This is a genomic window from Mycobacteroides abscessus ATCC 19977, from assembly GCF_000069185.1.
In the GTDB taxonomy this organism is placed as follows: Bacteria; Actinomycetota; Actinomycetes; order Mycobacteriales; family Mycobacteriaceae; genus Mycobacterium; species Mycobacterium abscessus.
In genome coordinates this window covers 1,934,366-1,960,779 of record NC_010397.1, presented here as the reverse complement: position 1 = coordinate 1,960,779, position 26,414 = coordinate 1,934,366, and the positions used below count along the sequence as shown (strand labels likewise).

At 66.7% G+C, this 26,414-nt stretch carries 27 protein-coding genes; 14 read left to right on the top strand and 13 right to left on the bottom strand.

Annotated features, from left to right (window positions below; all coding sequences use genetic code 11):
* Window positions 1-11: 11 nt before the first annotated feature.
* A complete protein-coding gene (gene ctaC, locus MAB_RS10040) occupies window positions 12-1,061 on the bottom strand; it encodes an aa3-type cytochrome oxidase subunit II (RefSeq protein ID WP_005085336.1) in 1,050 nt (349 codons plus the stop codon).
* Between the two features lie 160 nt (window positions 1,062-1,221).
* Between ctaC and asnB the strand changes: the two genes are divergently transcribed.
* On the top strand, window positions 1,222-3,162 hold the full coding sequence (asnB, locus tag MAB_RS10035; protein WP_012296490.1) for an asparagine synthase (glutamine-hydrolyzing): 1,941 nt from the start codon (window positions 1,222-1,224) through the stop codon (window positions 3,160-3,162).
* Here the strand turns inward: asnB and MAB_RS10030 are convergent.
* Complete coding sequence (locus tag MAB_RS10030; RefSeq protein WP_005074905.1) at window positions 3,159-4,130, bottom strand: carbohydrate kinase family protein; 972 nt, start codon at window positions 4,128-4,130, stop codon at window positions 3,159-3,161. The genes asnB and MAB_RS10030 overlap by 4 nt on opposite strands.
* 150 nt (window positions 4,131-4,280) lie before the next feature.
* Between MAB_RS10030 and MAB_RS10025 the strand changes: the two genes are divergently transcribed.
* Window positions 4,281-4,823, top strand: a complete 543-nt coding sequence (locus MAB_RS10025; RefSeq protein WP_005093287.1) for an Rv0361 family membrane protein — start codon at window positions 4,281-4,283, stop codon at window positions 4,821-4,823.
* 14 nt (window positions 4,824-4,837) lie between these two features.
* Here the strand turns inward: MAB_RS10025 and MAB_RS10020 are convergent, their stop codons facing one another.
* Window positions 4,838-5,209, bottom strand: a complete 372-nt coding sequence (locus tag MAB_RS10020; protein WP_005060786.1) for a HesB/IscA family protein — start codon at window positions 5,207-5,209, stop codon at window positions 4,838-4,840.
* A 115-nt stretch (window positions 5,210-5,324) separates the two neighbouring features.
* Window positions 5,325-6,386: a glycerate kinase family protein gene (locus MAB_RS10015; RefSeq protein ID WP_005085331.1), complete on the bottom strand. Its 1,062-nt coding sequence runs from the start codon at window positions 6,384-6,386 to the stop codon at window positions 5,325-5,327.
* A gap of 22 nt (window positions 6,387-6,408) precedes the next feature.
* Between MAB_RS10015 and MAB_RS10010 the strand changes: the two genes are divergently transcribed.
* The 5 genes from MAB_RS10010 to MAB_RS09990 all read left to right on the top strand — a co-directional run bounded on the left by MAB_RS10010 (window position 6,409) and on the right by MAB_RS09990 (window position 11,195).
* Window positions 6,409-7,083: a DUF3043 domain-containing protein gene (locus MAB_RS10010; RefSeq protein WP_005085330.1), complete on the top strand. Its 675-nt coding sequence runs from the start codon at window positions 6,409-6,411 to the stop codon at window positions 7,081-7,083.
* A 6-nt stretch (window positions 7,084-7,089) separates the two neighbouring features.
* Window positions 7,090-7,623, top strand: coding sequence for a bifunctional adenosylcobinamide kinase/adenosylcobinamide-phosphate guanylyltransferase (locus MAB_RS10005; protein ID WP_005085328.1), 534 nt, complete (start codon window positions 7,090-7,092; stop codon window positions 7,621-7,623).
* Window positions 7,620-8,642, top strand: a complete 1,023-nt coding sequence (cobT, locus tag MAB_RS10000; RefSeq protein ID WP_005110465.1) for a nicotinate-nucleotide--dimethylbenzimidazole phosphoribosyltransferase — start codon at window positions 7,620-7,622, stop codon at window positions 8,640-8,642. The genes MAB_RS10005 and cobT overlap by 4 nt, the downstream gene beginning before the upstream one ends.
* The gene (locus MAB_RS09995; protein ID WP_005110464.1) at window positions 8,639-9,397 is read left to right on the top strand and encodes an adenosylcobinamide-GDP ribazoletransferase; all 759 of its coding nucleotides are present in this window, start codon (window positions 8,639-8,641) and stop codon (window positions 9,395-9,397) included. The genes cobT and MAB_RS09995 overlap by 4 nt, the downstream gene beginning before the upstream one ends.
* A gap of 88 nt (window positions 9,398-9,485) precedes the next feature.
* Window positions 9,486-11,195 (top strand): metallophosphoesterase, encoded by a 1,710-nt coding sequence (locus tag MAB_RS09990; protein WP_005110463.1) that lies wholly within the window; start codon window positions 9,486-9,488, stop codon window positions 11,193-11,195.
* On the opposite strand, the gene MAB_RS09985 is transcribed toward MAB_RS09990, so the two are convergent.
* Complete coding sequence (locus MAB_RS09985; protein WP_005110461.1) at window positions 11,192-12,295, bottom strand: branched-chain amino acid aminotransferase; 1,104 nt, start codon at window positions 12,293-12,295, stop codon at window positions 11,192-11,194. The two genes, MAB_RS09990 and MAB_RS09985, sit on opposite strands and share 4 nt — an antisense overlap.
* 42 nt (window positions 12,296-12,337) lie before the next feature.
* Complete coding sequence (gene gcvT, locus MAB_RS09980; RefSeq protein WP_005085318.1) at window positions 12,338-13,432, bottom strand: glycine cleavage system aminomethyltransferase GcvT; 1,095 nt, start codon at window positions 13,430-13,432, stop codon at window positions 12,338-12,340.
* A gap of 83 nt (window positions 13,433-13,515) precedes the next feature.
* Between gcvT and MAB_RS09975 the strand changes: the two genes are divergently transcribed.
* Window positions 13,516-15,024 carry a leucyl aminopeptidase gene (locus tag MAB_RS09975; protein ID WP_012296489.1) on the top strand — a complete coding sequence of 503 codons (1,509 nt, stop codon included), beginning with the start codon at window positions 13,516-13,518 and terminating at the stop codon, window positions 15,022-15,024.
* 11 nt (window positions 15,025-15,035) lie between these two features.
* Here MAB_RS09975 and MAB_RS09970 read toward each other — a convergent pair whose 3' ends face one another.
* Window positions 15,036-15,377, bottom strand: a complete 342-nt coding sequence (locus MAB_RS09970) for a hypothetical protein (RefSeq protein WP_005085314.1) — start codon at window positions 15,375-15,377, stop codon at window positions 15,036-15,038.
* Between the two features lie 36 nt (window positions 15,378-15,413).
* Window positions 15,414-15,644: a DUF167 domain-containing protein gene (locus MAB_RS09965; RefSeq protein WP_005091076.1), complete on the bottom strand. Its 231-nt coding sequence runs from the start codon at window positions 15,642-15,644 to the stop codon at window positions 15,414-15,416.
* 137 nt (window positions 15,645-15,781) lie between these two features.
* Here MAB_RS09965 and sucB point away from each other — a divergent pair, with 137 nt between their 5' ends.
* From sucB to MAB_RS09940, 5 genes are read left to right on the top strand one after another with little or no spacing between them, the layout of a single operon-like run.
* A complete protein-coding gene (sucB, locus tag MAB_RS09960; RefSeq protein WP_005110455.1) occupies window positions 15,782-17,500 on the top strand; it encodes a 2-oxoglutarate dehydrogenase, E2 component, dihydrolipoamide succinyltransferase in 1,719 nt (572 codons plus the stop codon).
* A gap of 4 nt (window positions 17,501-17,504) precedes the next feature.
* Window positions 17,505-18,428: a TIGR01777 family oxidoreductase gene (locus tag MAB_RS09955; RefSeq protein WP_005110454.1), complete on the top strand. Its 924-nt coding sequence runs from the start codon at window positions 17,505-17,507 to the stop codon at window positions 18,426-18,428.
* Between the two features lie 4 nt (window positions 18,429-18,432).
* Complete coding sequence (lipB, locus tag MAB_RS09950) at window positions 18,433-19,125, top strand: lipoyl(octanoyl) transferase LipB (RefSeq protein WP_005085308.1); 693 nt, start codon at window positions 18,433-18,435, stop codon at window positions 19,123-19,125.
* Window positions 19,122-20,111 carry a lipoyl synthase gene (gene lipA / locus MAB_RS09945; RefSeq protein ID WP_005060750.1) on the top strand — a complete coding sequence of 330 codons (990 nt, stop codon included), beginning with the start codon at window positions 19,122-19,124 and terminating at the stop codon, window positions 20,109-20,111. The genes lipB and lipA overlap by 4 nt, the downstream gene beginning before the upstream one ends.
* A gap of 34 nt (window positions 20,112-20,145) precedes the next feature.
* On the top strand, window positions 20,146-20,895 hold the full coding sequence (locus MAB_RS09940) for a DUF4191 domain-containing protein (protein ID WP_005074878.1): 750 nt from the start codon (window positions 20,146-20,148) through the stop codon (window positions 20,893-20,895).
* Here MAB_RS09940 and MAB_RS09935 read toward each other — a convergent pair.
* Complete coding sequence (locus tag MAB_RS09935; RefSeq protein WP_005114238.1) at window positions 20,882-22,090, bottom strand: cytochrome P450; 1,209 nt, start codon at window positions 22,088-22,090, stop codon at window positions 20,882-20,884. The two genes, MAB_RS09940 and MAB_RS09935, sit on opposite strands and share 14 nt — an antisense overlap.
* Window positions 22,091-22,179: 89 nt before the next feature.
* Complete coding sequence (locus tag MAB_RS25185; protein WP_225580866.1) at window positions 22,180-22,437, bottom strand: hypothetical protein; 258 nt, start codon at window positions 22,435-22,437, stop codon at window positions 22,180-22,182.
* Between MAB_RS25185 and MAB_RS09930 the strand changes: the two genes are divergently transcribed.
* Complete coding sequence (locus MAB_RS09930; protein ID WP_225580865.1) at window positions 22,319-22,903, top strand: TetR/AcrR family transcriptional regulator; 585 nt, start codon at window positions 22,319-22,321, stop codon at window positions 22,901-22,903. The two genes, MAB_RS25185 and MAB_RS09930, sit on opposite strands and share 119 nt — an antisense overlap.
* Here the strand turns inward: MAB_RS09930 and MAB_RS09925 are convergent.
* From MAB_RS09925 to MAB_RS09915, 3 genes are all read right to left on the bottom strand, one after another.
* Window positions 22,786-24,078, bottom strand: a complete 1,293-nt coding sequence (locus tag MAB_RS09925) for a lysine N(6)-hydroxylase/L-ornithine N(5)-oxygenase family protein (protein WP_012296487.1) — start codon at window positions 24,076-24,078, stop codon at window positions 22,786-22,788. The two genes, MAB_RS09930 and MAB_RS09925, sit on opposite strands and share 118 nt — an antisense overlap.
* A complete protein-coding gene (locus MAB_RS09920; protein ID WP_005085299.1) occupies window positions 24,065-24,901 on the bottom strand; it encodes a GNAT family N-acetyltransferase in 837 nt (278 codons plus the stop codon). The genes MAB_RS09925 and MAB_RS09920 overlap by 14 nt, the downstream gene beginning before the upstream one ends.
* 91 nt (window positions 24,902-24,992) lie before the next feature.
* On the bottom strand, window positions 24,993-26,387 hold the full coding sequence (locus MAB_RS09915; protein ID WP_005093271.1) for an MFS transporter: 1,395 nt from the start codon (window positions 26,385-26,387) through the stop codon (window positions 24,993-24,995).
* Window positions 26,388-26,414: the final 27 nt, after the last annotated feature.

Below are 26,414 nucleotides of genomic sequence, written 5' to 3'. Positions count from 1 at the left end.
CGCTCCCTCGCCTAGTTCTTGGCCGCGTTGTTGTCTACCGGCGCGAGATCGCCGCGACGACCATCGAACGGCCTGGTGGTGATCGAGACGGGTGACTGACCGATCGAGGCCAGTGCCTCCGCGTTGCTCTTACCGTCCTGACGCGCCTTCAGATAGAACTTGAAGTCATTGGGGCTGACCACGCGCAGCTCGAAGGCCATCATCGAGTGGTACGTGCCGCACATCTCCACGCAGCGCCCCACGAACGCGCCCTCCTTCAGGATCTTGCTGACCTGAAAGACGTTGTCGGAGTTGTTGGCCTTGGGCTCGGGCATCACGTCGCGAGTGAACAGGAACGGCACCACCCGGAACGAGTGGATGACGTCGGCCGAGGCCAGCTGGAACTCGATGCTCTTGCCGCTGGGCACGACCAGCACCGGGATCTCCGAAGAGGTTCCGACCGTCTCGATCTTGTCGAAGTTCAGGTAGGTGCGGTCCTCACGGTTCAGGCCACGCACCGGGCCGACGAGCTCGTTGCCGTGTGCGTCCTTGCCCTCGGGCTTGGAGGTCATGGCCTTCTTGCGCTCGGGGTCGGCGCCTTCGTAGTTGAGGCTTCCGTCCTTGAACGCGACCTTCTGGTAGCCGAACTTCCAGTTCCACTGGAATGCGGTGACGTCGACGACGACCTCGGGGTTGGGGTCCTTGTGCATGACCTTGTTCTGCACCACGACGGTGAAGTAGAAGAGCACCGCGATGATCAAGAAGGGCACCACCGTCAGGACCAGCTCCAGCGGCAGGTTGTACCCGAACTGACGCGGGAACTCGGTGTCGCCCGGCTTGTGGCGGTGGAACGCGACGGTCCAGAAGGTCAGACCCCACACGATGACGCCGACGACCAGCGAGGCGACGACCGCCCAGGTCCACAAGGGGGCCATGTAGTCGTGTGCTTCGGGGGTGATGCCCTCGGGCCAGCCGAACCGCAGCACCTCTTGGACGCTACAACCGCTGAGCAGGAAGCTCGCCGCGCCCAACAGCACCACAGTGGCCAGCAGGGACGGCCGTGAGCCGGACCGTGACGTCACGTTTTTAGCCTCCTGTTTCGCCTGCAGAATCCATCGCTGACCAGTGGCAGCAATCGAATACTACGCAGCGTAGACCACGCGGTCGCATCAGGGCTGCGACGGGGCCGGTATCGGGACCTAGGTCCTGAGACGGTCCCCGTGATGTTGCATACTTGGCCGCGTGTGTGGACTGGTGGCGTGGCTGGGCCCGCCCGGGTCTTCCCTCGAATCCCATAGCCCGGCGGTGGATGCCGCGATGGTGCACATGCGCCACCGCGGCCCCGATGAACCGGGCGTTTGGCACGAGGGAAACGTGCTCTTCGGCTTCAACCGGCTGTCGATCATCGACATCGCGCATTCACATCAGCCGTTGCGCTGGGGTCCCCCGGACGCGCCGGGCCGGTATGTGTTGGTCTTCAACGGCGAGATCTACAACTACCTGGAACTCAGGGCGACACTGGCCGCCGAACATGGCGCCGTATTCTCCACCGAGGGCGACGGCGAGGCGATCCTGGCGGCGTACCACTTCTGGGGGCCGGACGCGCTACACCGGCTGCGCGGCATGTTCGCATTCGCGATCTGGGACACCGTGGAACGCGAGTTGTTCTGCGCCCGCGATCCTTTCGGTATCAAGCCGCTCTTCATGGCGACCGGCCCGGGCGGCACCGCACTCGGCAGCGAGAAGAAATGCCTGCTGGATCTCGTCGAACAGCTGGGCATCGGGACCGAGTTGGACCTGCGCGCGCTGCAGCATTACACGACGCTGCAATACGTTCCGGAGCCCGAGAGCCTGCACACCGAGATCCGCCGCCTGGAATCCGGTTCGTACGCCCGCATCGCCCCCGGACAGGAGCCGCGCATCACGCGCTACTTCCCGGCCCGATTCGAGGTGGCCCCGTTCACGCGTGCCACGCGTCAGTCCCGGTACGACGAGATCACCGAGGTGCTCTCCGATTCGGTGGCCAAGCATATGCGCGCGGACGTGACGGTGGGCTCGTTCCTGTCCGGCGGCATCGACTCGACGGCCATCGCCGCACTGGCGATCCGGCATAACCCCAAGCTCATCACTTTCACGACAGGCTTTGAGCGGCAAGGCTATTCCGAGGTCGATGTGGCGGTGGAGTCGGCGCAGGCAATCGGCGCCCGCCACATCGTCAAGGTGGTCAGCCAGGAGGAGTTCGTCTCCGCACTTCCGGAAATCGTGTGGTACCTGGACGATCCGGTGGCAGATCCGTCCTTGGTGCCGTTGTTCTTCGTGGCACGCGAGGCCCGCAAACACGTCAAGGTGGTGCTCTCCGGCGAGGGCGCCGACGAGCTGTTCGGCGGATACACGATCTACCGGGAGCCCTTGTCGCTCAAACCTTTCGAATACTTGCCGGACGCACTACGGCGCGGCGCGGCGCGATTGTCGGCCGCCATCCCGGACGGAATGCGCGGTAAGAGCCTGCTACACCGCGGATCGATGACCCTGGAGCAGCGCTACTACGGAAACGCCCGCAGCTTCGACGATGAGCAGTTGCGTGCGGTGCTCCCCCACTACCGCCCGGAATGGGGCCACCAGGACGTGACGGCGTCCCTGTACGAGCGGTGTGCGGGATGGGATCCCGTGGCCCGCATGCAATATCTGGATCTGTTCACCTGGCTGCGCGGCGACATCTTGGTCAAGGCCGACAAGATGACCATGGCCAACTCGCTGGAACTGCGGGTACCGTTCCTCGACCCCGAGGTGTTCAAGGTGGCCTCGCGGCTGCCCTACCGGGAGAAGATCAACGGGCAACCGACCAAGAGGACGACCAAGTACGCCTTGCGCAAGGCACTGGAACCCATTGTGCCGGCGCATGTTCTGCACCGGACCAAGCTCGGCTTCCCGGTGCCCATCCGGCATTGGTTTGTCGACGGGCTACTGCACGACTGGGCCCGCGAGATGCTCTCCACCACACAGGCAGGGCACCTGATCGACGTGCCCGCCGTCGGCCGCATGCTCACCGAACACGCCGCCGGCGCCAGCGATCACAGCCGCAGGCTGTGGACAGTGCTGATCTTCATGCTGTGGCACGCGATCTTCGTCGAGCAGTCAGTGCGGCCCCAGATCCAGGAGCCGCACTACCCGGTGCAGCTCTAAAGAGCGGCACCGATCTCGTCGGCGGCTTCCTGGCCGTAGGCGTCGGCAAGGCGGACCAGCGCTTCGTCGCGCTCCCACAGCCATTCCTGAGTGCCCACGGTCTCCAAAACCAGCGTGGCCACAAGCGATCCCAGCTGCGCCGAGCGCTCCAGGTTCAGGCCGGCGCTGCGGGCGGAAAGGAACCCGGCGCGCCACGCGTCGCCGACGCCGGTGGGGTCGACCTGCCCCTTCTCCGGAACCACCCCCACCTTCAGGGAAGTGCCGTCCTTCTCCACGATCTCAACACCGTTGGCACCGAGAGTGGTGATGCGCAGCTCGACGCGCTCGCGCACATCGGCCTCGGTCCATCCCGTCTTGGACAGCAGCAGATCCCACTCGTAGTCATTGGTGAACAGGTAGGCCGCACCACCGACGAGGTCGCGCGCCTGCTCTCCGGACAGACGGGCCAACTGCTGCGACGGATCCGCGGCGAACGGCAGACCCAGGCTCCGGCATTCCTCGGTGTGCCGGAACATGGCATCGGGGTCATTGGCCCCGATGATCACCAATTCTGGTGTGCCGGTGCGGGACACAACATCAGCCAGCGAGATGTCGCGGGCTTCGGACATGGCGCCGGGGTAAAAGGAGGCGATCTGCGCCATGTCCTGATCGGTGGTGCACACAAAGCGCGCGGTGTGGGCGGTCTCGGAGATCAGCACGGCGTCACAGTTGACGCCGTGGTCCTCGAGCCACGAACGGTATTCGGCGAAATCCGCACCCACCGCACCCACCAGGGTCGGCTTGCCGCCGAGCACGCCGATGGCGAAGCCGATGTTCCCTGCGACGCCGCCGCGCCGGATCTCCAGATCGTCCACCAGAAAGCTCAGGGACACCTTCTGCAGGTGCTCAACCAACAGCTGTTCGGAGAACTTGCCGGGGAAGTTCATGAGGTGGTCGGTCGCAATGGATCCGGTGACGATGATGGACACGCGTGAGACCCTTCGTAGGATTCGGGCGGGTTGGGCAGTCGAGAGACAACCCCAAAAGCTTACCTAACGTAACTGTTCGGGCGGTTGTCTCCGATTGCTAGCCTGGTTTGTTGGGGAGTGAGATCGGGGACACGATTTTCAGGAGAATTAATGGCTGAACCAGGTTATTCGACGGTGCCCTACCCTGGTTTACCGCCCATGCCGCCACCGGTCGACTACCCCGAACGCAAGCGCAAGGTACCCGGCTGGCTCGCGCCCGCCGCGGTGGTGGCCGCCCTGCTGATACTGGCGCTGGTCTTGGGATTTCTGACCAAGAATTCGGGCGTGTCCCAGCGGCCGAGCGAGGCGAAGATCGAACAGACCATCCAGGCCTACCTGGACGCGATGGCCAGACTCGACACCGTCACGCTGGCCCGCAATGCCGGCTGTGGCCTGTATGACGCCGTCCGCGACAAGGACACCGACGACACGATCGTGCGCGCCAACGCCCAGCAGTTTGTGGCGACATTCGGCACGGCCACGGTCAAGTCGATCGACAAGATCGTCTACTTCTCCCAGTACCAGCTCAAGGTGCTGTTCACCGCCACCAGCCAGAAGCGCAAGGACGCCCCGCAGGGTCAGGCGGAGCTGCTGCTCAACGAGGGCAAGATCTACGTCTGCTCCGCCTACATGCGCGGAGCCAACGCGTACTGATCAGTCGGTATCGATCAGTTGAAGGAGTCGCCGCACGCGCACGAGCCGGTGGCGTTCGGGTTGTCGATGGTGAAGCCCTGCTTCTCGATGGTGTCCACGAAGTCGATGGAGGCGCCCTGCACATAGGGTGCGCTCATGCGGTCCACGGTCAGAGTGACGCCGTCGAAGTCGACGGTGAGGTCTCCGTCGAGGGTCCGATCGTCGAAGAAGAGCTGGTAGCGCAGACCCGCGCACCCACCCGGCTGGACGGCGATACGCAGCGAAAGATCGTCACGGCCTTCCTGATCCAGCAGCGCCTTGGCCTTGGCGGCGGCGGCATCGGTCAAGACGACGCCATGCGTGCCCTCATCGGTGGTGGTAGCGGTCGATTCGTCTTGGACAGTCATGTGGGATCTCCCCTGGGTCGAAGCTCTCGGGTGGACGTCCACTTCAGGGACGTCTTCTGACCTCAACGGTACCTCGTGTGCGGCTATTCCTACATCTGTGCCCGACTATCCGGGCCTAGCGGGGCGCCCACTCCTGCGCGACATGCGCCGCCAGTCCGGCGAGCTGACCGGCCGCGTCCCGCATGGCCCGCTGTACCGAGCCCGCGAACTGGGCGATCGATTCAGCCCGGGCGATACCCACCTGCTCATACGCACTCACAGCCAGCGTCACCTGACCGGCCAGCACCAGCACCGGTGTGCCTGATGCCGCGGCCTGGGCGGCGACCGCTCCCGCCACCTTGCCGTGCAGGGTCTGGTCATCGAACTTGCCCTCCCCGGTAATCACCAGGTCGGCCCGCTCGATCGCCTCCTTGAGACCGGTATGTTCGGCCACGATTCGTGCCCCCGATTCGCGACGGCCGCCGAGGGCGAGAAGTGCCGCCCCGATGCCACCGGCGGCACCGGCACCGGCGAGGTCCCGGACGCCACGGCCGGTGCCCGCCTCTAGCGCGGCGGCCCACTGGGCGAGCCTGGCCTCGAGGCGCCGCACGGTGTCCGGATCGGCGCCCTTCTGCGGTCCGAACACGGCCGCCGCACCGGTGGGCCCCAGCAGCGGGTGTTCGACATCGCTGGCCACCACCAGTTCGGTGGTGGCCAACCGGCGCTGCGCCTGCTCGATCCCACCGAGACCCTCGATAAGGCCCGCGCCCCCGTCGGTGCAGCTGCTGCCGCCGAGGCCAACCACGATGCGAGCCGCCCCGGCATCCAGCGCCGCCGCGATCAGCTGACCCACCCCGGTGCTGTGTGCGCGCCAGGCGGTATCGACGGATGGTGGTCGTCGCAGCAGCGGCAACCCACAGGCCTGCGCACATTCGACGTAGGCGGTGGGCGTATCCAGCAGCCAGGCGGCGTCGACATCCTCGTCCAGGGGGCCGCGCACCCGCGCGGTGTGCCGCCGCGCCGAGGACAGCTGCGTGGCAAGCACCTCGACGAACCCCGGGCCACCATCGGACTGCGGGCTGAGAATCACCGTGTCGCCTGGGCGAGCACTGCCCCAGCCGTCGGCGATGACGCCGGCGGCCTCGGTGGCCGTAAGCGTGTCACCGAAGCTGTCGGGCGCCACCAGAATCTGACTCATTCGCGCAGGATAATCTGGGCTCGTGAATCTGCTCGGCCGAAAGAAATCCGCCCCCTCCGACGATGCTGCCGCCACGTCCGCATTGCCATCCGGTGAGACGAGCGTCACAGATGCATCCGGGCCGGCGCAGGCCGGAAAGGGCCGCCCCACCCCGAAGCGGGATGCCGGCAAGCGCCGCGGACCTGTCGCCCCGGCCCCGCTGACCAGCGCCGAGGCCCGTCAGCGTCGTAAAGCCCTGCGCGGCCCCAAGCTCTCGCGCGCCGAACGCAAGGTGGAGAACGCCGAGCGGCGTGCCCGCATGGCCGACAATCGCGAAAAGATGATGGCCGGTGACGAGGCGTACCTACTGCCCCGCGACAAGGGCCCGGTGCGCGCCTTCGCACGCGATATCGTCGATTCGCGGCGCAACGTGCTGGGATTGTTCATGCCCCTGGCGCTGTTCCTGATCTTCACCATGTTCGCGGTGCCGTCCGTCCAGGTGCAGATGTGGATGACACCAGCCATGTTGGTGCTGATGATCGTGATGATCGTCGACGGGATCTTCGTGGGCCGGCTGGTGAACAAGCGTGTCTACGAACGCTTCCCGACCAGTGACGAGGGCGGATTCAAGCTCGGGTGGTATGCGGCGAGCCGCGCGTCACAGCTGCGCAAGATGCGCGCGCCGCGCCCCCGGGTGAACCGCGGCGAACCGGTCTAGCCTCACGTGGCTACCACGCTGGTTCTTGGTGGAATTCGTTCGGGGAAGTCCCGTTTCGCCGAATCGCTGCTACCCGCCGAAGGCCCCGCACGGTATCTGGCCACCGGATCCCCGGATACCGGAGACCCGGCATGGACGGAAAGGATTGCCGCGCACCGATCCCGCCGTCCGTCTCAGTGGACGACCGCCGAAACCACGGATATCGCGACCGAGTTGCGCACACGCGCACCGCTACCGACGCTCGTCGATGATCTTGGGGGCTGGCTTACCGCGGCGATGGATGCTCATGGCGCCTGGGATGTCGGGGCCGGCGCGGTCAGCGCGGATATCGGCGCACTGGTTGAGGCCGTCGCCGACTACCCCGTCGACTTAGTGATCGTGAGCCCTGAAGTCGGCCTGACCGTGGTGCCCGCCACCGCGGCGGGACGGCTCTTTGCGGATGCACTCGGAGCCCTGAATCAGGCGGTCGCGGCGCGCGCCGATCGGGTGCTGCTGGTGGTGGCGGGTCAGCCGCTGACCATCAAGGGGGGACGCTCGTGACACAGGCCGAACCACCAGAGGCGCCGCGATTCGCGCCGGTATCGGCACCCGATCCGGGTATCGCCGACGCCGCACGCGCACGCCAGCACCGACTCACCAAGCCCACCGGCGCGTTGGGCCGGCTGGAAGAGCTGTCGGTGTGGGCGGCAGCCTGCCAGAATCGTTGCCCCCCTACGACATTCCAGCGACCACGGGTTGTCGTGTTCGCCGGCGACCACGGCGTGGCCGCCGCTGGCGTATCCGCCTATCCTGCGTCGGTCACCGCCCAGATGGTGCGTAACATGGACGCCGGTGGCGCCGCGGTCAACGTACTGGCGGCTTTGACCGGAGCGGGTGTGCGTGTGGCCGATATGGCAGTCGGCCGGCCCAGCGGAAACATCGCGGTCGAGGACGCACTCACCGGCGAGCAGACGCACGCGGCGCTCGCGGCGGGCATCGCACTGGCCGACGCCGAGGTGGACGGTGGTGCCGACCTCCTCATTGCCGGCGATATGGGCATCGGGAACACCACGCCCGCAACGGTATTGGTGGCTGCGCTGACGGGCAGCGAGCCGGTGGCGGTGGTGGGCCGCGGCACCGGGGTCGACGACGCCGGATGGATGCGCAAGACCGCCGCAGTCCGTGACGCGCTGCGCCGCACCAAGGATGTACGTACGGATCCGGTTGCGCTGCTGGGTGTGGCCGGCGGCGCCGATCTCGCCGCCATGACCGGTTTCCTGGCGCAGGCGGCAGTGCGGCGCACACCCGTATTGCTGGACGGACTGGTGGTCACCTCCGCCGCGCTGGTGGCCGAGCAGCTGGCACCCGGAGCGCGCCAGTGGTGGCTTGCGGGACACCGATCTACCGAACCGGCGCATTCCCTCGCCCTGCAACGCCTGCGGCTGGACCCGGTGCTCGATCTGCAGATGCGATTGGGCGAGGGCTCCGGCGCGCTGGTGGCGCTGCCGGTGCTACAGGCCGCGGTCGGCACGCTCGCTCAGATGGCGACCTTCGATGAGGCCCGGGTGGACACCGCGTGAATGCCCTGCTGCGAATCCTGCGGCCGGTGGGCGGCGCCTTCGAATTCGCCACCGTGGCACCGGTTCCGGCCCGGCTGGCTGGCACGCTTTCCGGCCCGGTGCTGGGGGCGCTGCCGGTGGTGGGTGCAGCGCTGGGAGTCCTGGCCGCGTTCGTGGCCTGGGTCATGCATTTCGCGTACATGGCGCCGATCGCCGGACTGGCAGCGGTCGCCGCGACAATCCTCGCAACCCGGGGCCTACATATCGATGGGTTGTCCGACACCGCCGACGGGCTGGGCTGCTACGGGCCGCCGGAGCGCGCGCTGACCGTGATGCGGGACGGCTCGGCCGGACCGTTCGGGGTGGTTGTGCTCATCATCTGCCTTCTAGCACAAGCATTGTCGTTCGGCGTACTGGCCTCCCGGCAGGAGTGGCTGGCCGTCGCCCTGGCGATAACGGTGGGGCGAATCAGCGCGGTGGTGGCCTGTCGCCGCGGCGTGCCCGGCGCCGCGGCGAGCGGATTCGGGACTAGGGTCGCCGGATCTCAACCGCTGTGGCTGGCGGGCATGTGGGTGGCGGCGGCGATGGCCGTGGGCCTGCTGGCACAAACCTGGCGTCCCTGGCAGGGACCGGTGGTGGTGGCGGTGGCGCTGATCGCCGGGGCGCTGCTGGTACGTCATTGTGTGCGCAGGTTCGGCGGAATCACCGGCGACGTCTTGGGCGCGAGCATCGAGATAACCACGACCGTGGCGGCCCTGGGTTTCGCGGCACACTGATGCGGCCAGGAAAGATTCATCAGGAGTTCGCGGTTGCATCGGCCTGTGCGGTCGCGTTACCGGCCGCCGTGGGCCACCATTCGAATCTATGTCGCGCAATCCGTTGAACCCCGCCGGTGAGACACCGGATATGGGAATCCCGCAGTCGATCGCCGGATCGATGTCGATGGCCGAACAGTACGAGTGGCATCGCGGGTATCTGCGTCGTCATGCGGTCTCGCGCCGTAACTTCCTGCGAGGCTCGGCGGCAGCCGCGGCCGTCGCCGCGTTGGGAGTGTCACCGTTCGGACGCCGGGCATACGCGGACGAGGCCCAGCTGGGAGTCGCCGGCAGGCGCGTCGGATACGGAGCGGATTCCTCCAGCCAGCTCAGCTTCTCCGCGCAGCTGTCCAGGAATCCACACGGCACCAAGATCTTTCTCGATCATGGGCCGACACCCGAGCTGGGCGCCTCGCTCGAGGCCGAGGTGCGCAACCTGGTCACCCAAATTCCATCCAGCGACCACGGCGTGCTGGCGGCCGAACAGTTCTATGTCCATGCGCCCGTACACGGGCTGCCCGGCGGCACCGGGCATTTCTACCGGTGGCGTACCGCCGACGGTTTCCTGAGTGATATCCGCTCGGCCGCCACAGCCGTCCCCGCTGCGCGAAATGCACTTGCGCCGTTCCGTTTCACCATGATGGGCGATCAGGGCACCGACGAGACCCCCGCCCTCCCACCAAATTTGGCTGCCGGTGAATACGACGACAACTACTACGGTGCGGACAACGATCCGGCGGTGCCGCATACGCAGAATGTCATGAATCAGATCGTGGCCAGCCGACCCGATTTCCATATCCTGGCCGGAGATATCGCCTATGCCGACCCGTCCGGGATGGGCAAGTCGCCGCAGTTCGTGTCCGGTGCCAAAGCTCCGTCCGGCTTCGACAAGTACAACCCCTTCGTCTGGGACGTCTATCTGACCTCGATTGAGCCCAGCGCCTCAACCACACCGTGGATGTTCGCCACCGGCAACCACGACATGGAGGCCGCGTATGGCAACCACGGTTACGGCGGTCATCTGGCCCGCCTCGGGTTCCCCGGCAACGGCCCCACCGGATGCCCTTCGGCATACTCGTTCACCTATGGCAACGTCGCCGTGCTCTCCCTGGACGCCAATGATGTGTCCTATGAGATCCGCGCGAATACCGGCTACTCCGGTGGCGCCCAAACCGGTTGGGTGGGAAGAACTTTAGCGACGTACCGGGCCAACCCGAATATCGACTTCATCGTGTGCTTCTTCCATCACTGCGCCTACTCCACGACGCTCTCGCATGCCAGCGACGGGGGCGTGCGTGACGCGTGGTGCGCACTGTTCGACCGTTATCAGGTCGATCTGGTGCTGCAGGGACACAACCACGTCTTCGAGCGCACCGATCCGATTCGTGCCGGACAGCCCACCCGGGAGGCCGGGGACAACTCCACCGTCGACCCGGAAACCGATGGCACCGTGTACTACACGGTGGGCTCCGCGGGTCGGCCACGCTACGACTTTCAGCCCGGCGAGCCGGAGGGGTACCGCGGCAGGGAGCTTTCAGACACGCTGGTACCCAATAGCTTTGTCTGGGCATCCGATGGCAGCAAGCATGCCGAGGCGGTCGCCTGGTCGCGGGTGAGGTATCGCAACTACGCGTTCATCCGCGTCGATGTGCGTCCCGGAGCACTGGTCAGCGAGATGGACGTCACCGCCGTGGACGAATATGGCCGGGAGTTCGACAAGGTGACGTATCGCCGCCGGGTTCACGCGGCAGTGCGCTAGCCGAGCTGGGTGATCCAGCCGTGCGTATCGGCGAAGGTACCGCGCTGGATTCCCGTCAGTGTGTCCCGCAGGGCCATGGTCACCTCGCCGGGTTCCCCGTCACCGATGGTGAATTCGCCGCCCGAGTGCTTGACGCGGCCGACCGGTGTGATGACCGCCGCCGTGCCGCAGGCGAACACCTCGGTGATCTCCCCCGAGGCCGTCTTCTTCTCCAGCTCGTCGACATCGATCTTGCGTTCCTCGATGGCAAAACCGGCGTCGGAGGCCAGCTGCAACAAGGACTTCCGCGTCACGCCCGGCAGCAGCGCCCCGGACAGCTCGGGGGTGACCAGGCGCGCCTCACCGTCGCGCCCGAAGACGAAGAACAGGTTCATGCCACCCATTTCTTCGATGTACCGGCGCTCGATGGCGTCGAGCCACACCACCTGGTCGCAGCCTTCCTCGGCGGCCTGCGCCTGAGCGACCAGCGAGGCGGCGTAGTTGCCGCCGGTCTTGGCCGCGCCGATACCGCCCGGCGCGGCTCGCACGTACTCGTGCGAGAGCCACACGCTGACCGGCTTGATGCCCTGAGAGAAGTAAGCACCGGCCGGTGAGGCGATGAGCAGGTAACGGTACTCGCCGGCGGGCCGCACCCCCAGGCCTGCCTCGGTGGCGATGATGAACGGCCGCAGGTAGAGCGATTCCTCGCCGCCGCCCGGCGGCACCCACTCGGCATCCACCGCGATGAGCTGGCGCAGCGACTCGATGAACAGCTCCAGCGGCAGCTCGGGGATGGCGATGCGGCGGCAGGACTGGATCAGCCGTTCACCGTTAGCCTCGGGGCGAAACGCCGCGATGGTTCCGTCGGGTTGCCGGTACGCCTTGAGTCCCTCGAAGACCTCTTGTGCGTAGTGCAACACGATGGCCGACGGGTCAAGCGTGATCGGACCATAAGGCACCACTTGCGCGTTGTGCCAGCCGTTTTCGGCGTTCCAGTCGATGGACACCATGTGGTCGGTGAAGTACTTCCCGAATCCCGGCGCCGCGAGTACCTCAGCCCGCCGCGCCGGGCTGGCCGGTGACGGGTTGAGTTGCCGGGTGAACGCGGGAAGCGGATTCATGCTCGGCAGTCTAACCGTCTGCCGTCGCCGAATCCGAACCCATTATCCGACGTTGACGTCCACGAATGGCGGCTTGACGACCTCGCATTCGATCTCACGGCCACGCACATCGACGACGACGCTCGCGCCGTCCGGGATCTGGGCCGCGGTGTCCAGCAGGGCCAGGGCGATTCCGGTCTTCAGGGTCGGTGAGAAGGTCCCGGAGGTGGTGACACCGATCGACTGGCCATCGGAGAGCACCGTGAGATCGGGGCGCAGCACCCCCCGGCCGGTCGCGCGCAGGCCTCGTAGCGTGCGGCGTGGACCATCCGTCTTCTCCTGCGTCAGCGCCTCGCGACCCCAGAACGCGTCCTTCTTCCAGCCCACCGCCCATCCGGCCCGTGCCTGCACGGGGCTGATGTCCAGGGAAAGCTCATGCCCGTGTAGCGGATAGCCCATCTCGGTGCGCAGCGTGTCACGCGCTCCCAGACCGGCGAGCTGCCCACCCGCCTCGGTGATCACGGGCAGCAGGGCATCGAACACGGCACCGGCGTCGTCCCAGGACGGCAACAGCTCGTAACCGTGCTCGCCGGTGTAACCGGTACGGCACACCCGCACGGGCAGACCGGCGAGCGTGGCGTCGGCGTAGGCCATGTACTCCATATCCGTTGGCAGACCCAGCCGTTGCAGCACGTCCGCGGACCTGGGCCCCTGCACCGCAAGCACCGCGTAGTCGCGATGCTGATTGGTGACGGCGATCCCCTCCGGCGCCTGCTCCTGCAATGCCGCGACCACGGCGGAGGTATTGGCGGCGTTGGGCACCAGGAAGATCTCGTCGTCGGATACGTAGTACGCGATGAGGTCGTCAATCACCCCGCCGGTCTCGGTGCAGCACAAGGTGTACTGCGCCTTGCCGGGCCCAACCTTGTTGAGATCATTGGTAAAACACGCGTTGACGAAGGCTGCCGCTCCCGGTCCACGTACCAGCGCCTTGCCGAGGTGACTCACGTCGAACAGTCCGACCGCCGCGCGGGTGGCGGTGTGCTCTCCCACCGTTCCCGCGTACGACACCGGCATATTCCAGCCGCCGAACTCGGCAAAGGTTGCGCCCTGAGCGGCGTGCCGATCGTGCAGTGGTCCGAGCAAGAGGTCCGTCATGGCGTTCACCCTAGCCACATGGTCTTCGCACCAGGGCCTCATCCCGGTTGGCGCCTCATCGGCCTTCACTAGGCTGTGAACCTATGAGCGCATACACGGCACCTTCGTTCACCCTGGCCACATCCATTCCGCAGCGCGGAGTCTCCGCCGCGGTGCTGCTGGTGGGTGTACGCCCCAGTGACAAGGACTCCGACAAGAGCCCCAGAGTGGTCGACGCGCAACTGCTGGACAAGGCGGCCGTCAAGTCCATCGAAGCCGCGCTCACGGCGGTCGGGGCGACGGGCTCCGCCGAGCAGCTCACCCGGGTCGTGGTCGACGGGTTGCCGGTGGCCAGCGTGCTGGCTGTCGGGCTGGGCAAGGCCGACGACGCCGAGACGATCCGCCGCGCCGCGGCAGTGGCCGCCCGCTCGCTCGACAATGTCGAGATCCTGGTGACCACGCTGTCCGAACGTGACGTCGACGCCACCGTGCAGGGCCTGGTGCTGGGCGGATACCGCTTCGCCGAGTTCCGCAGCGCCAAGACCGCCCCCAAGGACGCGGGTCTGCAGAAGGTTACGTTGCTCGTCGGCGACAAGGGCCGTGCGCAGAAAGAGGCCATGGAACGCGGTGCCGCGGTGGCGACTGCCGTCGTAACTGCCCGTGATTTTGTGAACACCCCGCCGAGCCACCTTTTCCCCGCCGAGTTTGCAAAGCGCGCAAAGGCTTTGGCAACCGCCGAGGGCATCGAGGTGGAGGTGCTCGACGAGAAGGAGCTGGCCAAGGGCGGCTACGGCGGCATCGTCGGCGTCGGCAAGGGCTCCTCGCGTCCGCCACGGCTGGTGCGGCTGACCTATCGCGGCGCGAAGGGCAAGAAAGCCAAGTCGGTGGCGCTGGTGGGCAAGGGCATCACCTTCGACACCGGCGGCATCTCGATCAAGCCGGCCGGCGGCATGGAGAACATGACCTCCGATATGGGCGGTGCGGCAGCGGTTATCGCCGTCACCTTGCTGGCCGCGCGCCAGCAGCTGCCGATCGACGTGATCGCGACCGTGCCGATGGCCGAGAACATGCCCTCATCGACGGCGCAGCGTCCCGGTGATGTGCTGACCCAGTTGGATGGCACCACCGTCGAGGTGATCAACACCGACGCCGAGGGCCGCCTGATCCTCGCCGACGCGATCGTGCGGGCCTGCCGGGACCAGCCGGACTACCTGATCGACACCGCGACGCTGACCGGTGCGCAGGTTGTGGCGCTCGGCACCCGCACCCCCGGGGTGATGGGCACCGACGAGTTCCGCGACCGGGTGTCGGCCATCTCGCAGTCGGTTGGCGAGAACGGCTGGGCCATGCCGCTGCCCGAGGAGCTGCGCGACGATCTGAAGTCCCGGGTGGCAGACCTGGCCAATGTCACCAATCACCGCAACGGCGGCATGCTCGCCGCCGGCCAGTACCTGCGCGAGTTCGTCGCCGACGGGGTCCAGTGGGCGCACATCGACGTCGCCGGTCCCGCGTACAACACCGGCGGGCCGTGGGGTTACACGCCCAAGGGCGGCACCGGCGTGCCGGTGCGGACCATCTTTGGGGTGCTGGAGGACATCGCCGCCAACGGGTGACGCCGTGAGCGCTAGGCGCCCTCGTCCATGGCCCGGCGCTTGAGGATCTTCTGTCGCGCGTCGTAATCGCGTTTGCGTTGCGGATACCCGGTGCGGTGCACGTCGTACACCGGGATCTGCAGCCTCTCCGAGATTCTCCGCGCGCCCGCGACCCCGCCCACGCGGCGGCGGGTCCATTCCCCATCCCCTGCGATGAGGATCACGGTGACGTCGGAGAAGTTGGTCTGCGGCTCGACATAGGCCTCTACGCCGGTGCGCGCCGCCGACCACGCGGCCAGGTAACGCAGGTCATCGTTCGTGCCCTGTTTGGTCTGCCCCTCTCGCTTGCCGCGGAAGGCGTCGATCCATGCCATGGGCTCATGGTGCCAGCTAATTCTGAGAACGTGCTGTTATCCGACCGAGAATCGCTTCAGTCTGCTGGTCTGCCCGGCAACCAGCCGTACCGTCGATTTCGGAACATCCAGGTACTCCGCCAGCAACGCGATCGCTGCCTTGTTGGCCTTGCCGTCGATGGCCGGCTCGCGCACGAACAGCGTCAGTGCGCCATCGTCGGCAACCTCTACCGCCGGACCCTTGCGGCTGCCCGGCTTGATGACGCAGACCACTGTGCGCTCGCTCACTCCTCGATCTTGGACCCGGGCAGGCGCGTCGTTCCACTCAGTGACAGGATTGACCCGGCTGACACGCAGCTGTGGTAAGCCATGAAGAGTCGTCTTTGTTAGTGCCGCTGTCCGAACCGTTTTCAGGAGTGGAAACCATGGCCTTCTCCGTCCAGATGCCCGCCCTCGGTGAGAGCGTGACCGAAGGGACGGTGACGCGGTGGCTCAAGCAAGAAGGCGACACGGTCGAAGTCGACGAGCCATTGCTCGAGGTGTCCACCGACAAGGTGGACACCGAGATCCCAGCTCCCACTTCGGGTGTGTTGACCAAGATCGTCGCCCGTGAGGACGACACCGTCGAGATCGGCGGCGAGCTCGGTGTGATCAGCGAGGCCGGAGAGGCGGCTCCCGCCGCCCCCGCCCCCGCCCCCGCCCCCGCAGCCGCACCGGCTCCGGAACCGACACCCGCACCGGCCCCCGAAGCCACTGCTACGGCTGCTCCCGAACCCGCTGCCGAGCCGCCCGCCGCCGCTGCCCCGGCCGGCTCGGGCACCTCGGTCAAGATGCCCGAGCTCGGTGAGTCCGTCACCGAAGGCACCGTGACCCGCTGGCTCAAGAAGGTCGGCGACGAGGTCGGCGTGGACGAACCGCTCGTCGAGGTGTCCACCGACAAGGTCGACACCGAGATTCCGTCGCCGGTGGCCGGTGTGCTGCTCAGCATCTCGGCCAACGAGGACGACACCGTGGCCGTGGGCGGCGAGCTTGCCGTCGTCGGAGCCGCCGACGCCGCGCCCGCGGCCCCCGCAGCTCCTGCGGCGCCCGCTCCCGAGCCTGCCGCAGCTCCTGCCGCGGCAGCGGCACCGCCTGCTCCCCCAGCCCCAGCCCCCGCACCGGCGGCCCCGGCTCCCGCATCGACGGCCCCGGCAGCGAACGGTGCCGCCGGCGACAACCCGTACGTGACCCCGCTCGTGCGCAAGCTCGCCGCCGAAAACAACGTGGACCTTTCCGCGCTGTCCGGCAGCGGGGTGGGCGGACGCATCCGCAAGCAGGATGTGCTGGCCGCCGCGGAGGCCGCCAAGGCTCCGGCCGCGGCTCCCGCTCCCGCGGCTCCCGCCGCGTCCGCGCCTGCGGCCGTAGCACCGTCCCTGGCGCACCTGCGCGGAACCACGCAGAAGGCCAACCGGATTCGTCAGATCACTGCCAAGAAGACGCGCGAGTCACTGCAGGAGACCGCCCAGCTGACCCAGACCCACGAGGTCGACGTCACCAAGATCGCGGCCCTGCGCGCCCGGGCCAAGGCCGCGTTCGCCGAGCGCGAGGGTGTGAACCTGACGTTCCTGCCGTTCTTCGCCAAGGCCGCGGTGGAGGCACTCAAGACGCACCCGAACGTCAACGCGAGCTACAACGAGGAATCCAAGGAGATCACCTACTTCGACGCCGAGCACCTGGGCATCGCGGTCGACACCGACCAAGGCCTGCTCTCCCCGGTGATCCACAACGCCGGTGACCTGTCGCTGGCCGGTCTGGCGCGCGCGATCGCCGATATCGCGGCACGGGCCCGTTCCGGGAACCTCAAGCCCGACGAGCTGGCCGGTGGCACCTTCACCATCACCAACATCGGCAGCCAGGGCGCCTTGTTCGACACGCCGATTCTGGTGCCGCCGCAGGCCGCCATGCTCGGCACCGGCGCGATCGTGAAGCGTCCCAGGGTTATTCGTGATGACGCCGGTAACGAGTCGATCGGTATCCGGTCGGTGTGCTACTTGCCGCTGACCTACGATCACCGCCTGATCGACGGAGCCGACGCGGGGCGGTTCCTGACGACCATCAAACACCGTCTGGAAGAGGGGGCTTTCGAGGCGGACCTGGGTCTGTAGGCCTATGGGCGCTGAATCCCAGCACAAGCGGATCGTCATCGCCGGATCGTCGGGGGTGATCGGGTCGGCACTTGTCGCGTCGCTGCGTTCCGCGAACCACACCGTGGTCCGCCTGGTTCGCCGCGACCCGATGGGCCCCGACGAGCGGCGCTGGGATCCAGCAAGCGGCCAGATCGAGCCCGGCGGCCTCGACGGCGCCGACGCCGTCGTCAACATGTGCGGGGTCGGTGTCGGCGACAAACGGTGGTCGGGCGCCTACAAGCAGGAGATCTACGACAGCCGCGTCATCCCGACCGAGGTACTGGCACGGGCCGTCGCCGAGGCCGGGGTGCCGGTCCTGATCAACGCCTCGGCGGTGGGCTACTACGGCGACAGCGGTGACCGCATCATCGACGAAACCGCCTCCAGCGGCACCAGTTTCCTGGCACGGGTGTGTCTCGACTGGGAGGCCGCAACCGCCGAGGCCGCGCAGGCAGGCGCCCGGGTGGTGATCGTCCGCACGGGGCTGGTGCTGTCTCCCGCCGGTGGGCTCTTCGGCCGGTCCCGGCCGCTGTTCTCCCTCGGCCTGGGGGCGCGGCTGGGCAACGGACGCTGGTACATGCCCTGGATAAGCCTCGAGGACCACATTCGTGCCCTCGAGTTCGCGCTCGCCGAACCGGCCGTGTCGGGTCCGGTCAACCTGACCGGACCCGCGCCGGTGACGAACGCAGAATTCACCGCGGCCCTCGGCCGCGTCCTGCATCGACCCACCCTGCTGGTGGCCCCCCAGTTCGCGCTGAGCCTCATCTTCGGAGAGTTCGCCGACGCCGAACTGACCAGCAGCATGCGTGTCATCCCCGCCGTGTTGGAACAGCACGGATTCGAATTCGAGCACCACACCATCGGCGAGGCGCTGGCCTACGCCAACAACAGTCGACCGATGAAGTGAGATAATGGAACCCGTGCACCGCTCCCATGGATCCATCCGGTCCAGCGCAGCCCCCGTCGAGGTACGGGATCTGGGCGTGATCGACTACGAGATGGCATGGGAGCTGCAGCGTGACATCGTCGAAGCACGGGTCGCCGGCGGACCCGACACCCTGCTGACCTTGCAGCACCCCGCCGTCTACACCGCGGGGCGGCGTACCGAACCGCAGGAGCGGCCCATCAACGGCGCGCCCGTCATCGACACCGACCGTGGCGGCAAGATCACGTGGCACGGACCCGGCCAGCTGGTCGGCTACCCGATAGTGCAGCTCGCCGAGCCCATCGACGTGGTGAACTATGTTCGCCGCGTTGAGGAATCGATCATCGCGGTCTGCGCGCAACTGGGCGTGCAGACCAAGCGTGTCGAGGGCCGCTCGGGTGTGTGGCTGGCCGCGGGCGGCGGCAAGCCGGAACGCAAGATCGCCGCGATCGGCGTACGCGTGCAGCGCGGCGTCACCATGCACGGGTTCTCGCTGAACTGCAATAACAGTCTCGATGCCTACCTGCCCATCGTGGCGTGTGGCATCACCGATGCCGGAGTGACGACCCTGTCCGCCGAGCTGGGCCGCGACGTCACCGTCGATGAGGTGCACGACCAGGTTGTTTCCTCGGTTTTGGACGCGCTCGAAGGCCGGCTTCCCGTCGGAGCGACGGCATGACAGAACCCCGCAAGCTACTGCGGCTGGAAGTCCGCAACGCCCAAACCCCGATCGAGCGCAAGCCGGACTGGATTCGCACCCGCGCGAAGATGGGCCCCGAATACAAAGAACTCAAGTCGTTGGTGCGCTCCGGCGGACTGCACACCGTGTGCGAGGAAGCCGGATGCCCCAACATCTTTGAGTGCTGGGAGGACCGTGAGGCCACCTTCCTCATCGGCGGTGAGCAATGCACACGCCGCTGCGATTTCTGCCAGATCGACACTGGTAAGCCCGCCGACCTGGACCGCGACGAACCACGACGTGTGGCCGAGAGCGTCCACACCATGGGCCTGCGGTACTCGACGGTTACCGGAGTGGCCCGCGACGACCTGCCCGACGGCGGTGCCTGGCTGTACGCCGAAACGGTGCGATACATCAAGGACCTCAATCCGGCCACGGGGGTGGAGTTGCTCATCCCCGACTTCAACGCCATTCCCGCGCAGCTGGACGAGGTATTCGCGTCCCGTCCGGAGGTGCTGGCGCACAACCTGGAGACGGTGCCACGGGTGTTCCGCCGCATCCGGCCCGCGTTCAGCTATGAGCGAAGCCTGTCGGTGATCACCGCCGCGCGCGAGGCGCAGCTGGTGACCAAGAGCAATCTGATTCTCGGTATGGGCGAAACCAATGACGAGATTCGTGAAGCGCTGGTCGCCCTGCACGAAGCGGGCTGCGACATCATCACCATCACCCAGTATCTGCGGCCCTCGCCACGCCACCACCCGGTTGACCGGTGGGTCAAACCGCAGGAATTCGTGGAGCTTTCGGAATTCGCGGAGGGGCTGGGCTTCGCCGGTGTGATGGCCGGCCCGCTGGTGCGCTCCTCCTACCGGGCCGGACGACTGTACGCACAGGCGATGGCTCATCATGGGCGTCCGCTGCCTGCCGCACTGGAACACCTGGCGACGGCGGGTTCGGCGCGGCAAGAGGCCATCAACCTCATCGGATGAGAAGCGCGTCGCGGGCGGGCGATATTCTCTAGCCATGGCTAAATCACTGAGTCCCGCCGAGGCCAAGGCCGCCAAGGCCGAGGCAAAGGCGCGCCGTAAGGCCGAATCGAAGGCGCGCCGCGCCCAGATGTGGCAGGCCTTCCAGATTCAGCGCAAGGAAGACAAGCGCCTGCTGCCGTACATGATCGGCGCCATCGTGGTGATCGTGGCCGCGTTCGCGGTCGCCGGATACTTCTCGGGGGGCATCAGCACGTTCCTGTTCCCGATCCTGGGTGTGGTGCTCGGCGTCTTGGTGGCGTTCATCATCTTCGGCCGTCGCGTGCAAAAGTCGGTGTTCACCAAGGCCGAAGGCCAGAAGGGTGCCGCCGGCTGGGCGCTGGACAATATGCGCGGACGGTGGCGCGTCACCACCGCCGTGGCCGGCACCACGCAACTGGACGTTGTACACCGTGTGATCGGCCGTCCGGGCATCATCTTCGTCGCCGAGGGCGCCCCCGGCCGACTCGGCCCATTGCTTGCCCAGGAGAAGAAGCGCACCGCACGCCTGGTCGGGGATACGCCGATCTATGACGTCATCGTCGGCAACGAGGATGGTCAGGTGCCGCTGTCCAAGCTGGAGCGCCACCTCACCAAGCTTCCCGCCAACATCACCGCCAAGCAGATGGACTCACTGGAGTCGCGGCTGGCGGCGCTGGGTTCGCGTGCCGCCGCCATGCCGAAGGGCCCGCTGCCCGGCCAGGCGAAGATGCGCGGCGGCATGCAGCGCACCATCAGGCGGCGCTGACCTCCAGCTCCAATTTCTGGTGCCGGCGCACCATGATGCTCGGAACCCAATGCGCACCATCGGGTTTGATGGCGAACTCGCGCGTGCGGTCCAACAGCAGATTGATCGCGGTGCGTGCCTCCAGGCGCGCGAGTGCCGCGCCCACACAGAAGTGCAGCCCCTTACCAAAGGTGATGTGACCGCGGGGGCTGGGCCGGTCGAGGCGCAGCACATCGGGGTCCTCGAAGATCGCCGGGTCACGATTGGCCGCGCCCCACAGCAGCGTGAGGTGGCTGCCCGCGGGCAGCTGCACCCCGCCGAGTGTGGTGTCCGTCAACACATGGCGGTGATGTCCGCGAAATGGCGACTCCAGCCGCAGTGCTTCTTCCAGAAACGTCGGCAGCAGTGCGCGGTTTTCGCGGATGCGTTGCTGCAGTCGCGGGTTCTCGCCCAGGATGCGTACGGCGTTGCCCATCAGGCCGGCGGTCGACTCGCCGCCCGCACCGACCAGTTGCACCAGGATCATCACCCCGATATCCAGGGAGATATCTCCCCGATTGCACGCCTGCGCCAGGTATCCGAGCAAATCGTCACCCGGTGCGGCCAGCTCCTCCTCCAGGTGTTCACGCAGGTACAGCACCAGGTGCATGGTGTCCGTGACCACCTGGGCCTGCCGCTGCGGGGTATTGAGCCCGCCGAGCATCTCGGTGCTGGAGTAGCCCCACTGCACCAGCTGCGGCACGTCGCCGGCGGGTAGCCCGATCAGCCGGGCCACCATCGTCATCGGCAGCGCATCGCCCATGGCAGCCATCCAGTCGATGCCGTCGCCGTTGACGCCCCGCTCCCACAGGCACGAACCGGTCTGCGCCATAACGGGTTCCAGAGCCGTGATGCGCCTGGCGACCAATGTCGGCAGCACCAGTCTGCGGTGGGCGTGATGGAGCGGATCATCGCCGGTGGCCAGCACGTGGGTTGGGTCGGCCGGCGGCCCCATCGGCGCGACGGCCAGGCCCTCCGCCGATTTCATCAGCGCGGCCGTGAGATTGGACGAGAAATCTTCGGCACGCTCGGTGGCCTCCACCACCAGATCCCAGCGTGAGACGAAGTAGAAGCCGGAGTCGCCCACCGGCCACACCGGCGCCGTCTCACGTAACCGCCGATAGAACGGGTACGGATCCTCCAGGACCTGCGGGTCGAACAATTCATCGGTGTTCATCGCCAACGAGGCTGACAGACCTTAAAACCGCACGTCAAGGCATTCCGAAAAATGAGAAAAGCCAGGTCAAGGCCCTGATGCTCGCCGTCTCAGGGCAGGCCCGCCACCTGCGGGAACTCTGAGAATTTCAGCACTATTTGTCTCAACCTGCGATAGATTTGACCGACGATGTCACCGTACGCAGATTGGCTACATGGGTCCGATCGGCACACGATCGCCGCCGACCGCATCGTGTCGGTCGCGGCCAAGCAGATCGCGCGCCACGGATTGGACCGATTGAACCTTGACGCGGTGGCCCGGGAGGCGGGGTGTTCCCGCGCGACGGTGTACCGCCATGTCGGGGGCAAGACCGCGATTGTCGACGCCGTCCTGGCCCGCAACATCGCAAAAGTCACCGCGGACATTCAGCGAGCGGTCCAATCGGCAGATGCCCGGCGGCGCGCCGTCGTCGCCATCACCGCCTCGCTGACCGCCATCCGCCACGACCCCGTCATCAGCACGATGATCGCGACCATGTCGCCCACCTCGCTCGGGTCCTATCTGAACGCATCGTCCGAAATCCCGCGTTCGGCGTCCGCATTCACCGGGCTTGCCGATGAGACCGCCGCGCAGTGGATCTCGCGGGTGGTGATGGCACTCCTGTTCTGGCCGACAAGCGACCCCGCTCAGGAATCGGAGATGATCGAGCGGTTCGTCTACCCGGTCTTGAAGGACGCCACCGCTTCGCGGGTCTCCGCCTCGGCGACAAGCGAATCCACGATCTCGCCCGCCCGCACGGCGACATTCGACAGCAGTGAGGACGACAGTCCGTGACTGTGCTCGACGGATCCGTTGAGATAGATCTCTCCCGGAGCATCCGCGCGCGGCCGTAGCCGGTAGTCACGTTCGACCACCGGCCTCCCCTCTTCGTCGAACTCGTAACACGAGGCCAGTGCGCCGAGAAAAGCCCGTACGTCCAACGGCCGGTACCCGGTGGCGTAGACCACCGCGTCGCAGTCCAGCAATTCGGTCGACGACGTCGGCAGATGGGTGATGGCCAGGCGCACCCGATCGGGTGTCTCGTCGACGGCCGCGATCCGGGAAGCGTTGTGCATCCAGAGACGCCGCTCGCCACTGACCCGTTCCCGGTACTCGCGGTCGTAGAGGTCGGCGATCAGTGGGGAATCTACTGCCGCATAGTTGGTGTCGCGGTGGTAGTCGACCAGCTGCCGCCGGACTTCGGCGGGCGCTCCATAGAAGTCATCGACCGCCGCCGGATCGAAGATCCGGTTGGCATAGGGGCTGTCGTCGGCCGGGCTATAGCCATACCGCGCGAAAATCGCGTGCACCTGCGCGCCGGGATACTGACTGTGCAGATACGCCACCGCCTCGGCCGCACTCTGACCGGCACCCACCACCGCGACGCGGGCGGGCGGGACATCCAAAGCCTCGAGCCTGTGTAGCAGCTGGCTGCTATGCCATTGCCGGGCAGTTGGATTGATACCGGAAGGCATCGCAGGGAACGTGCCACAGCCCAACACGAGGGCACGCGCACGCATCAGGCGATCCGGCCGCGAGCCCATCGTGTCCTGCAGCCGCACCTCGAACCCGTCGGAGGTGGCCTCGATTCCGGTCATTCTCGACGAGTAGCTGACGTCGGGCTCAAGGGCCTCTTGCGCCCAATCCAGGTAATCGTGGAACTCCTGCCGGGTCGGAAAGAAGCTCTGTTGATTGATGAAGTCCGGCAGCCGTCCACGTTCGGTCAGGTAGTTGACAAAGGTGTAGTGGCTCTTGGGGTTCCGCAGGGTCACCAGATCTTTGAGGAAGGAGACCTGCATCCGCGCCCCGGGAATGAGCATGCCCCGATGCCACCCGAACCGCGACTGTGCGTCCACGAACTGGGCGGAAAGCCGGTGCGGGTGCTCGGACAGCGCTATCGCCAGGGCAAGGTTCGACGGCCCGAACCCGATACCGAGCACATCATGAGACGCGTGACTATCCGAGAGCAAGGGACCGCTCCAGACGCTCCAGATAGCGTTGACGCGCAGTATCTTTGGTAACCAACACCAGGAAGTCCGCCATATCGAACTCCGGGTCGAAGGACGGGGGCCCGCAGATACGTCCGCCGATGCGCAGACATCCATGCAGCAGCGGAGGAATCTTCGCCTTCTCCTGGGGCGGTATGTCTTCCAGCGGCACACCATCGACCACGACGGGCTGGCGCGGTATGACCCGATACTCCTCGGGGGCGGCGAATCGTTGCGCGAAGTCGTGCACCGAGCGCACCAGCGATCCGCGTGGACCGCCGTCCTCCATGCGGACCGACAGGCAGCCGATCGCGTACTGGTGTTCGGTCATCTGCTGATACCGGAAGATCCCGGCCCACAGGATTCCCATGACCGCGCCGTTGCGATGTTCGGGCGCAACGGTAACCCGGCCGATCTCAACTAATTTGGGCCGCAACGGGTCCAACGCCGTGGCGTCGAACATCGAATCGGTGAAGGTCTCCCCCGCAGCCTGGTATCCCTGCGGTGGCAGCAGCCGGCAACAGCCGATGATGGCGCCGGTGTCCTCGTCGCGAGCCAATAGGTGATCGCAGAAAGGATCCAACTTGTCCAGATCAATCATCTCGCCGGTAAGCGGGCCGCGCACGGCATGTGGCAGCGGCGCACCCATTTCATCGGCAAATGCCTGGTATCGAAGTCGTTGCGCGGCTTCAATTTCAGCCGGATCCGACGACAACACAATGCTGTACCGCGGCCGCGGGTTCGCGTCCGTCCCCCGATCGGAACCGACACCGGGCGCCGCGATGAGAACCGCCGCGCTCTCCATGATCGAAAGCTACTCCCTCTGTCTACGGAGCACGACCGCAATGCACAAATCCCTGTGGGCATCCGTACTGGCAGGCGCTCTTCACCGATGGCTAGATAGCTAGCGACTCTCCGGTGGCCGGATCGTGCGAGCGACTTATCGTAGCCACACTGAGCAGAATCAGCGAAACGAACGCCGCGCAGGCCGCGGCGAGGGCTCCCCATGCCAACACGCTGTTGATGGCGGCGGCACCGGCGGCACGGGGTCCGGACTGGCCCGCGGCGGCCAGACCGAATGCCACACCCATGCCCGCGACGCCCAGCAGAATGCCGATCTGACGGCCGGTACTTACCGATCCCGTGGCCATTCCGGCGTCGTCGAGCGGCACGAACTGCAGGGCGGCATCGGATGTCACCGCCGAGAGCGCGCCCAACCCCAGCCCGGCCAGCGCGGAACCAAAAATGAAGTGGGTCCAGACCGTACCCGCATGGGCCCCGGTCGCGGCCCACAACCCGACGGCGACCAGCGCCACACCCCCGGGAATGGTCACCACGCTGGGGAGCCGCTTGCCCACGAGAATCCCCAACGGCGCCCCCGCGATGGTGGCCAGTGTCAGCGGCCCGGCACGTAGCCCGGTCTCAAAGGCGTTGTAACCCAGGGTGTTCATGAAATACAACGCCAGATAGTTGGTGGCACCGATGAGCGTGCCCGAGGCCGCCGCGGCGGCCACCCACACTCCGGCGAATCCCGGTGAGGTGACCAGCCGCAGGCTCAACATGGGAGCCGGCGTGCGCCCTTCCCACCAGAGGAACAACGCCAGGGCCACCACGGCGCAGAGTGCGAGGGCCGCGCAGGCACGGGCGCCGATTCCCCCGCCGTGCAGGGAGATCACCGCGAATACACCGGTCAACAGTCCGCAGGTGAGCAGCATCGTGCCCACCCAGTCCACCGGGCGCGTCTGCTCGGCACGTGTCTCGGGCAGGTGGCGGGCCGCGATGATCAACGCGATCACACCCACCGGCAGGTTCACCAGGAAGATCGACTGCCACCCGAAGTGGGTGACAAGGAATCCGCCCAATAGCGGACCCGCGGCGCTGCCCGCGCCCATGACAGCGCCGTAGATCGCGATGGGGCCACCGCGGCGCTCCTGCGGATACGCGGCGGCGATGATCGGCAGCGATACCGCGAGCAGGATGGCACCCCCTGTCCCCTGCACCGCGCGCACCCCGATCAGCATGGCCGCACTGCCCGATAGCGCACAGACCAGCGACGCCGTCGTGAAGAGGGCCATGCCCAACAGGTAGAGGCGACGACGGCCCAGCCGGTCGCCGAGGGTGGCGGCAGTGAGCAGCAGCCCGGCCATCGGCAGGGCGTAGGCGTCGATAACCCATTGCAGGTCCGAGAGGTCGGCCCCCAACGATGCCTGCAGGTCGGCGAGCGCGCTCGACACGATCGTCATGTCGAGCAGCAACATGAACACCGCCAGGCAGACGGCGAGCAGGATCATCTAGCGCTGCCCACGCTCTTCGCGCAA

Coding starts and splice junctions, on each gene's coding strand:
- MAB_RS10025 (WP_005093287.1), top strand. CDS start 4,281: ATGGCTGAACCAGGTTATTCGACGGTGCCCTACCCTGGTTTACCGCCC.
- MAB_RS10020 (WP_005060786.1), bottom strand. CDS start 5,209: ATGACTGTCCAAGACGAATCGACCGCTACCACCACCGATGAGGGCACG.
- MAB_RS10015 (WP_005085331.1), bottom strand. CDS start 6,386: ATGAGTCAGATTCTGGTGGCGCCCGACAGCTTCGGTGACACGCTTACG.
- MAB_RS09990 (WP_005110463.1), top strand. CDS start 9,486: ATGTCGCGCAATCCGTTGAACCCCGCCGGTGAGACACCGGATATGGGA.
- MAB_RS09985 (WP_005110461.1), bottom strand. CDS start 12,295: ATGAATCCGCTTCCCGCGTTCACCCGGCAACTCAACCCGTCACCGGCC.
- gcvT (WP_005085318.1), bottom strand. CDS start 13,432: ATGACGGACCTCTTGCTCGGACCACTGCACGATCGGCACGCCGCTCAG.
- MAB_RS09975 (WP_012296489.1), top strand. CDS start 13,516: ATGAGCGCATACACGGCACCTTCGTTCACCCTGGCCACATCCATTCCG.
- MAB_RS09970 (WP_005085314.1), bottom strand. CDS start 15,377: ATGGCATGGATCGACGCCTTCCGCGGCAAGCGAGAGGGGCAGACCAAA.
- sucB (WP_005110455.1), top strand. CDS start 15,782: ATGGCCTTCTCCGTCCAGATGCCCGCCCTCGGTGAGAGCGTGACCGAA.
- MAB_RS09955 (WP_005110454.1), top strand. CDS start 17,505: ATGGGCGCTGAATCCCAGCACAAGCGGATCGTCATCGCCGGATCGTCG.
- lipB (WP_005085308.1), top strand. CDS start 18,433: ATGGAACCCGTGCACCGCTCCCATGGATCCATCCGGTCCAGCGCAGCC.
- lipA (WP_005060750.1), top strand. CDS start 19,122: ATGACAGAACCCCGCAAGCTACTGCGGCTGGAAGTCCGCAACGCCCAA.
- MAB_RS09940 (WP_005074878.1), top strand. CDS start 20,146: ATGGCTAAATCACTGAGTCCCGCCGAGGCCAAGGCCGCCAAGGCCGAG.
- MAB_RS09935 (WP_005114238.1), bottom strand. CDS start 22,090: ATGAACACCGATGAATTGTTCGACCCGCAGGTCCTGGAGGATCCGTAC.
- MAB_RS09920 (WP_005085299.1), bottom strand. CDS start 24,901: ATGGAGAGCGCGGCGGTTCTCATCGCGGCGCCCGGTGTCGGTTCCGAT.
- MAB_RS09915 (WP_005093271.1), bottom strand. CDS start 26,387: ATGATCCTGCTCGCCGTCTGCCTGGCGGTGTTCATGTTGCTGCTCGAC.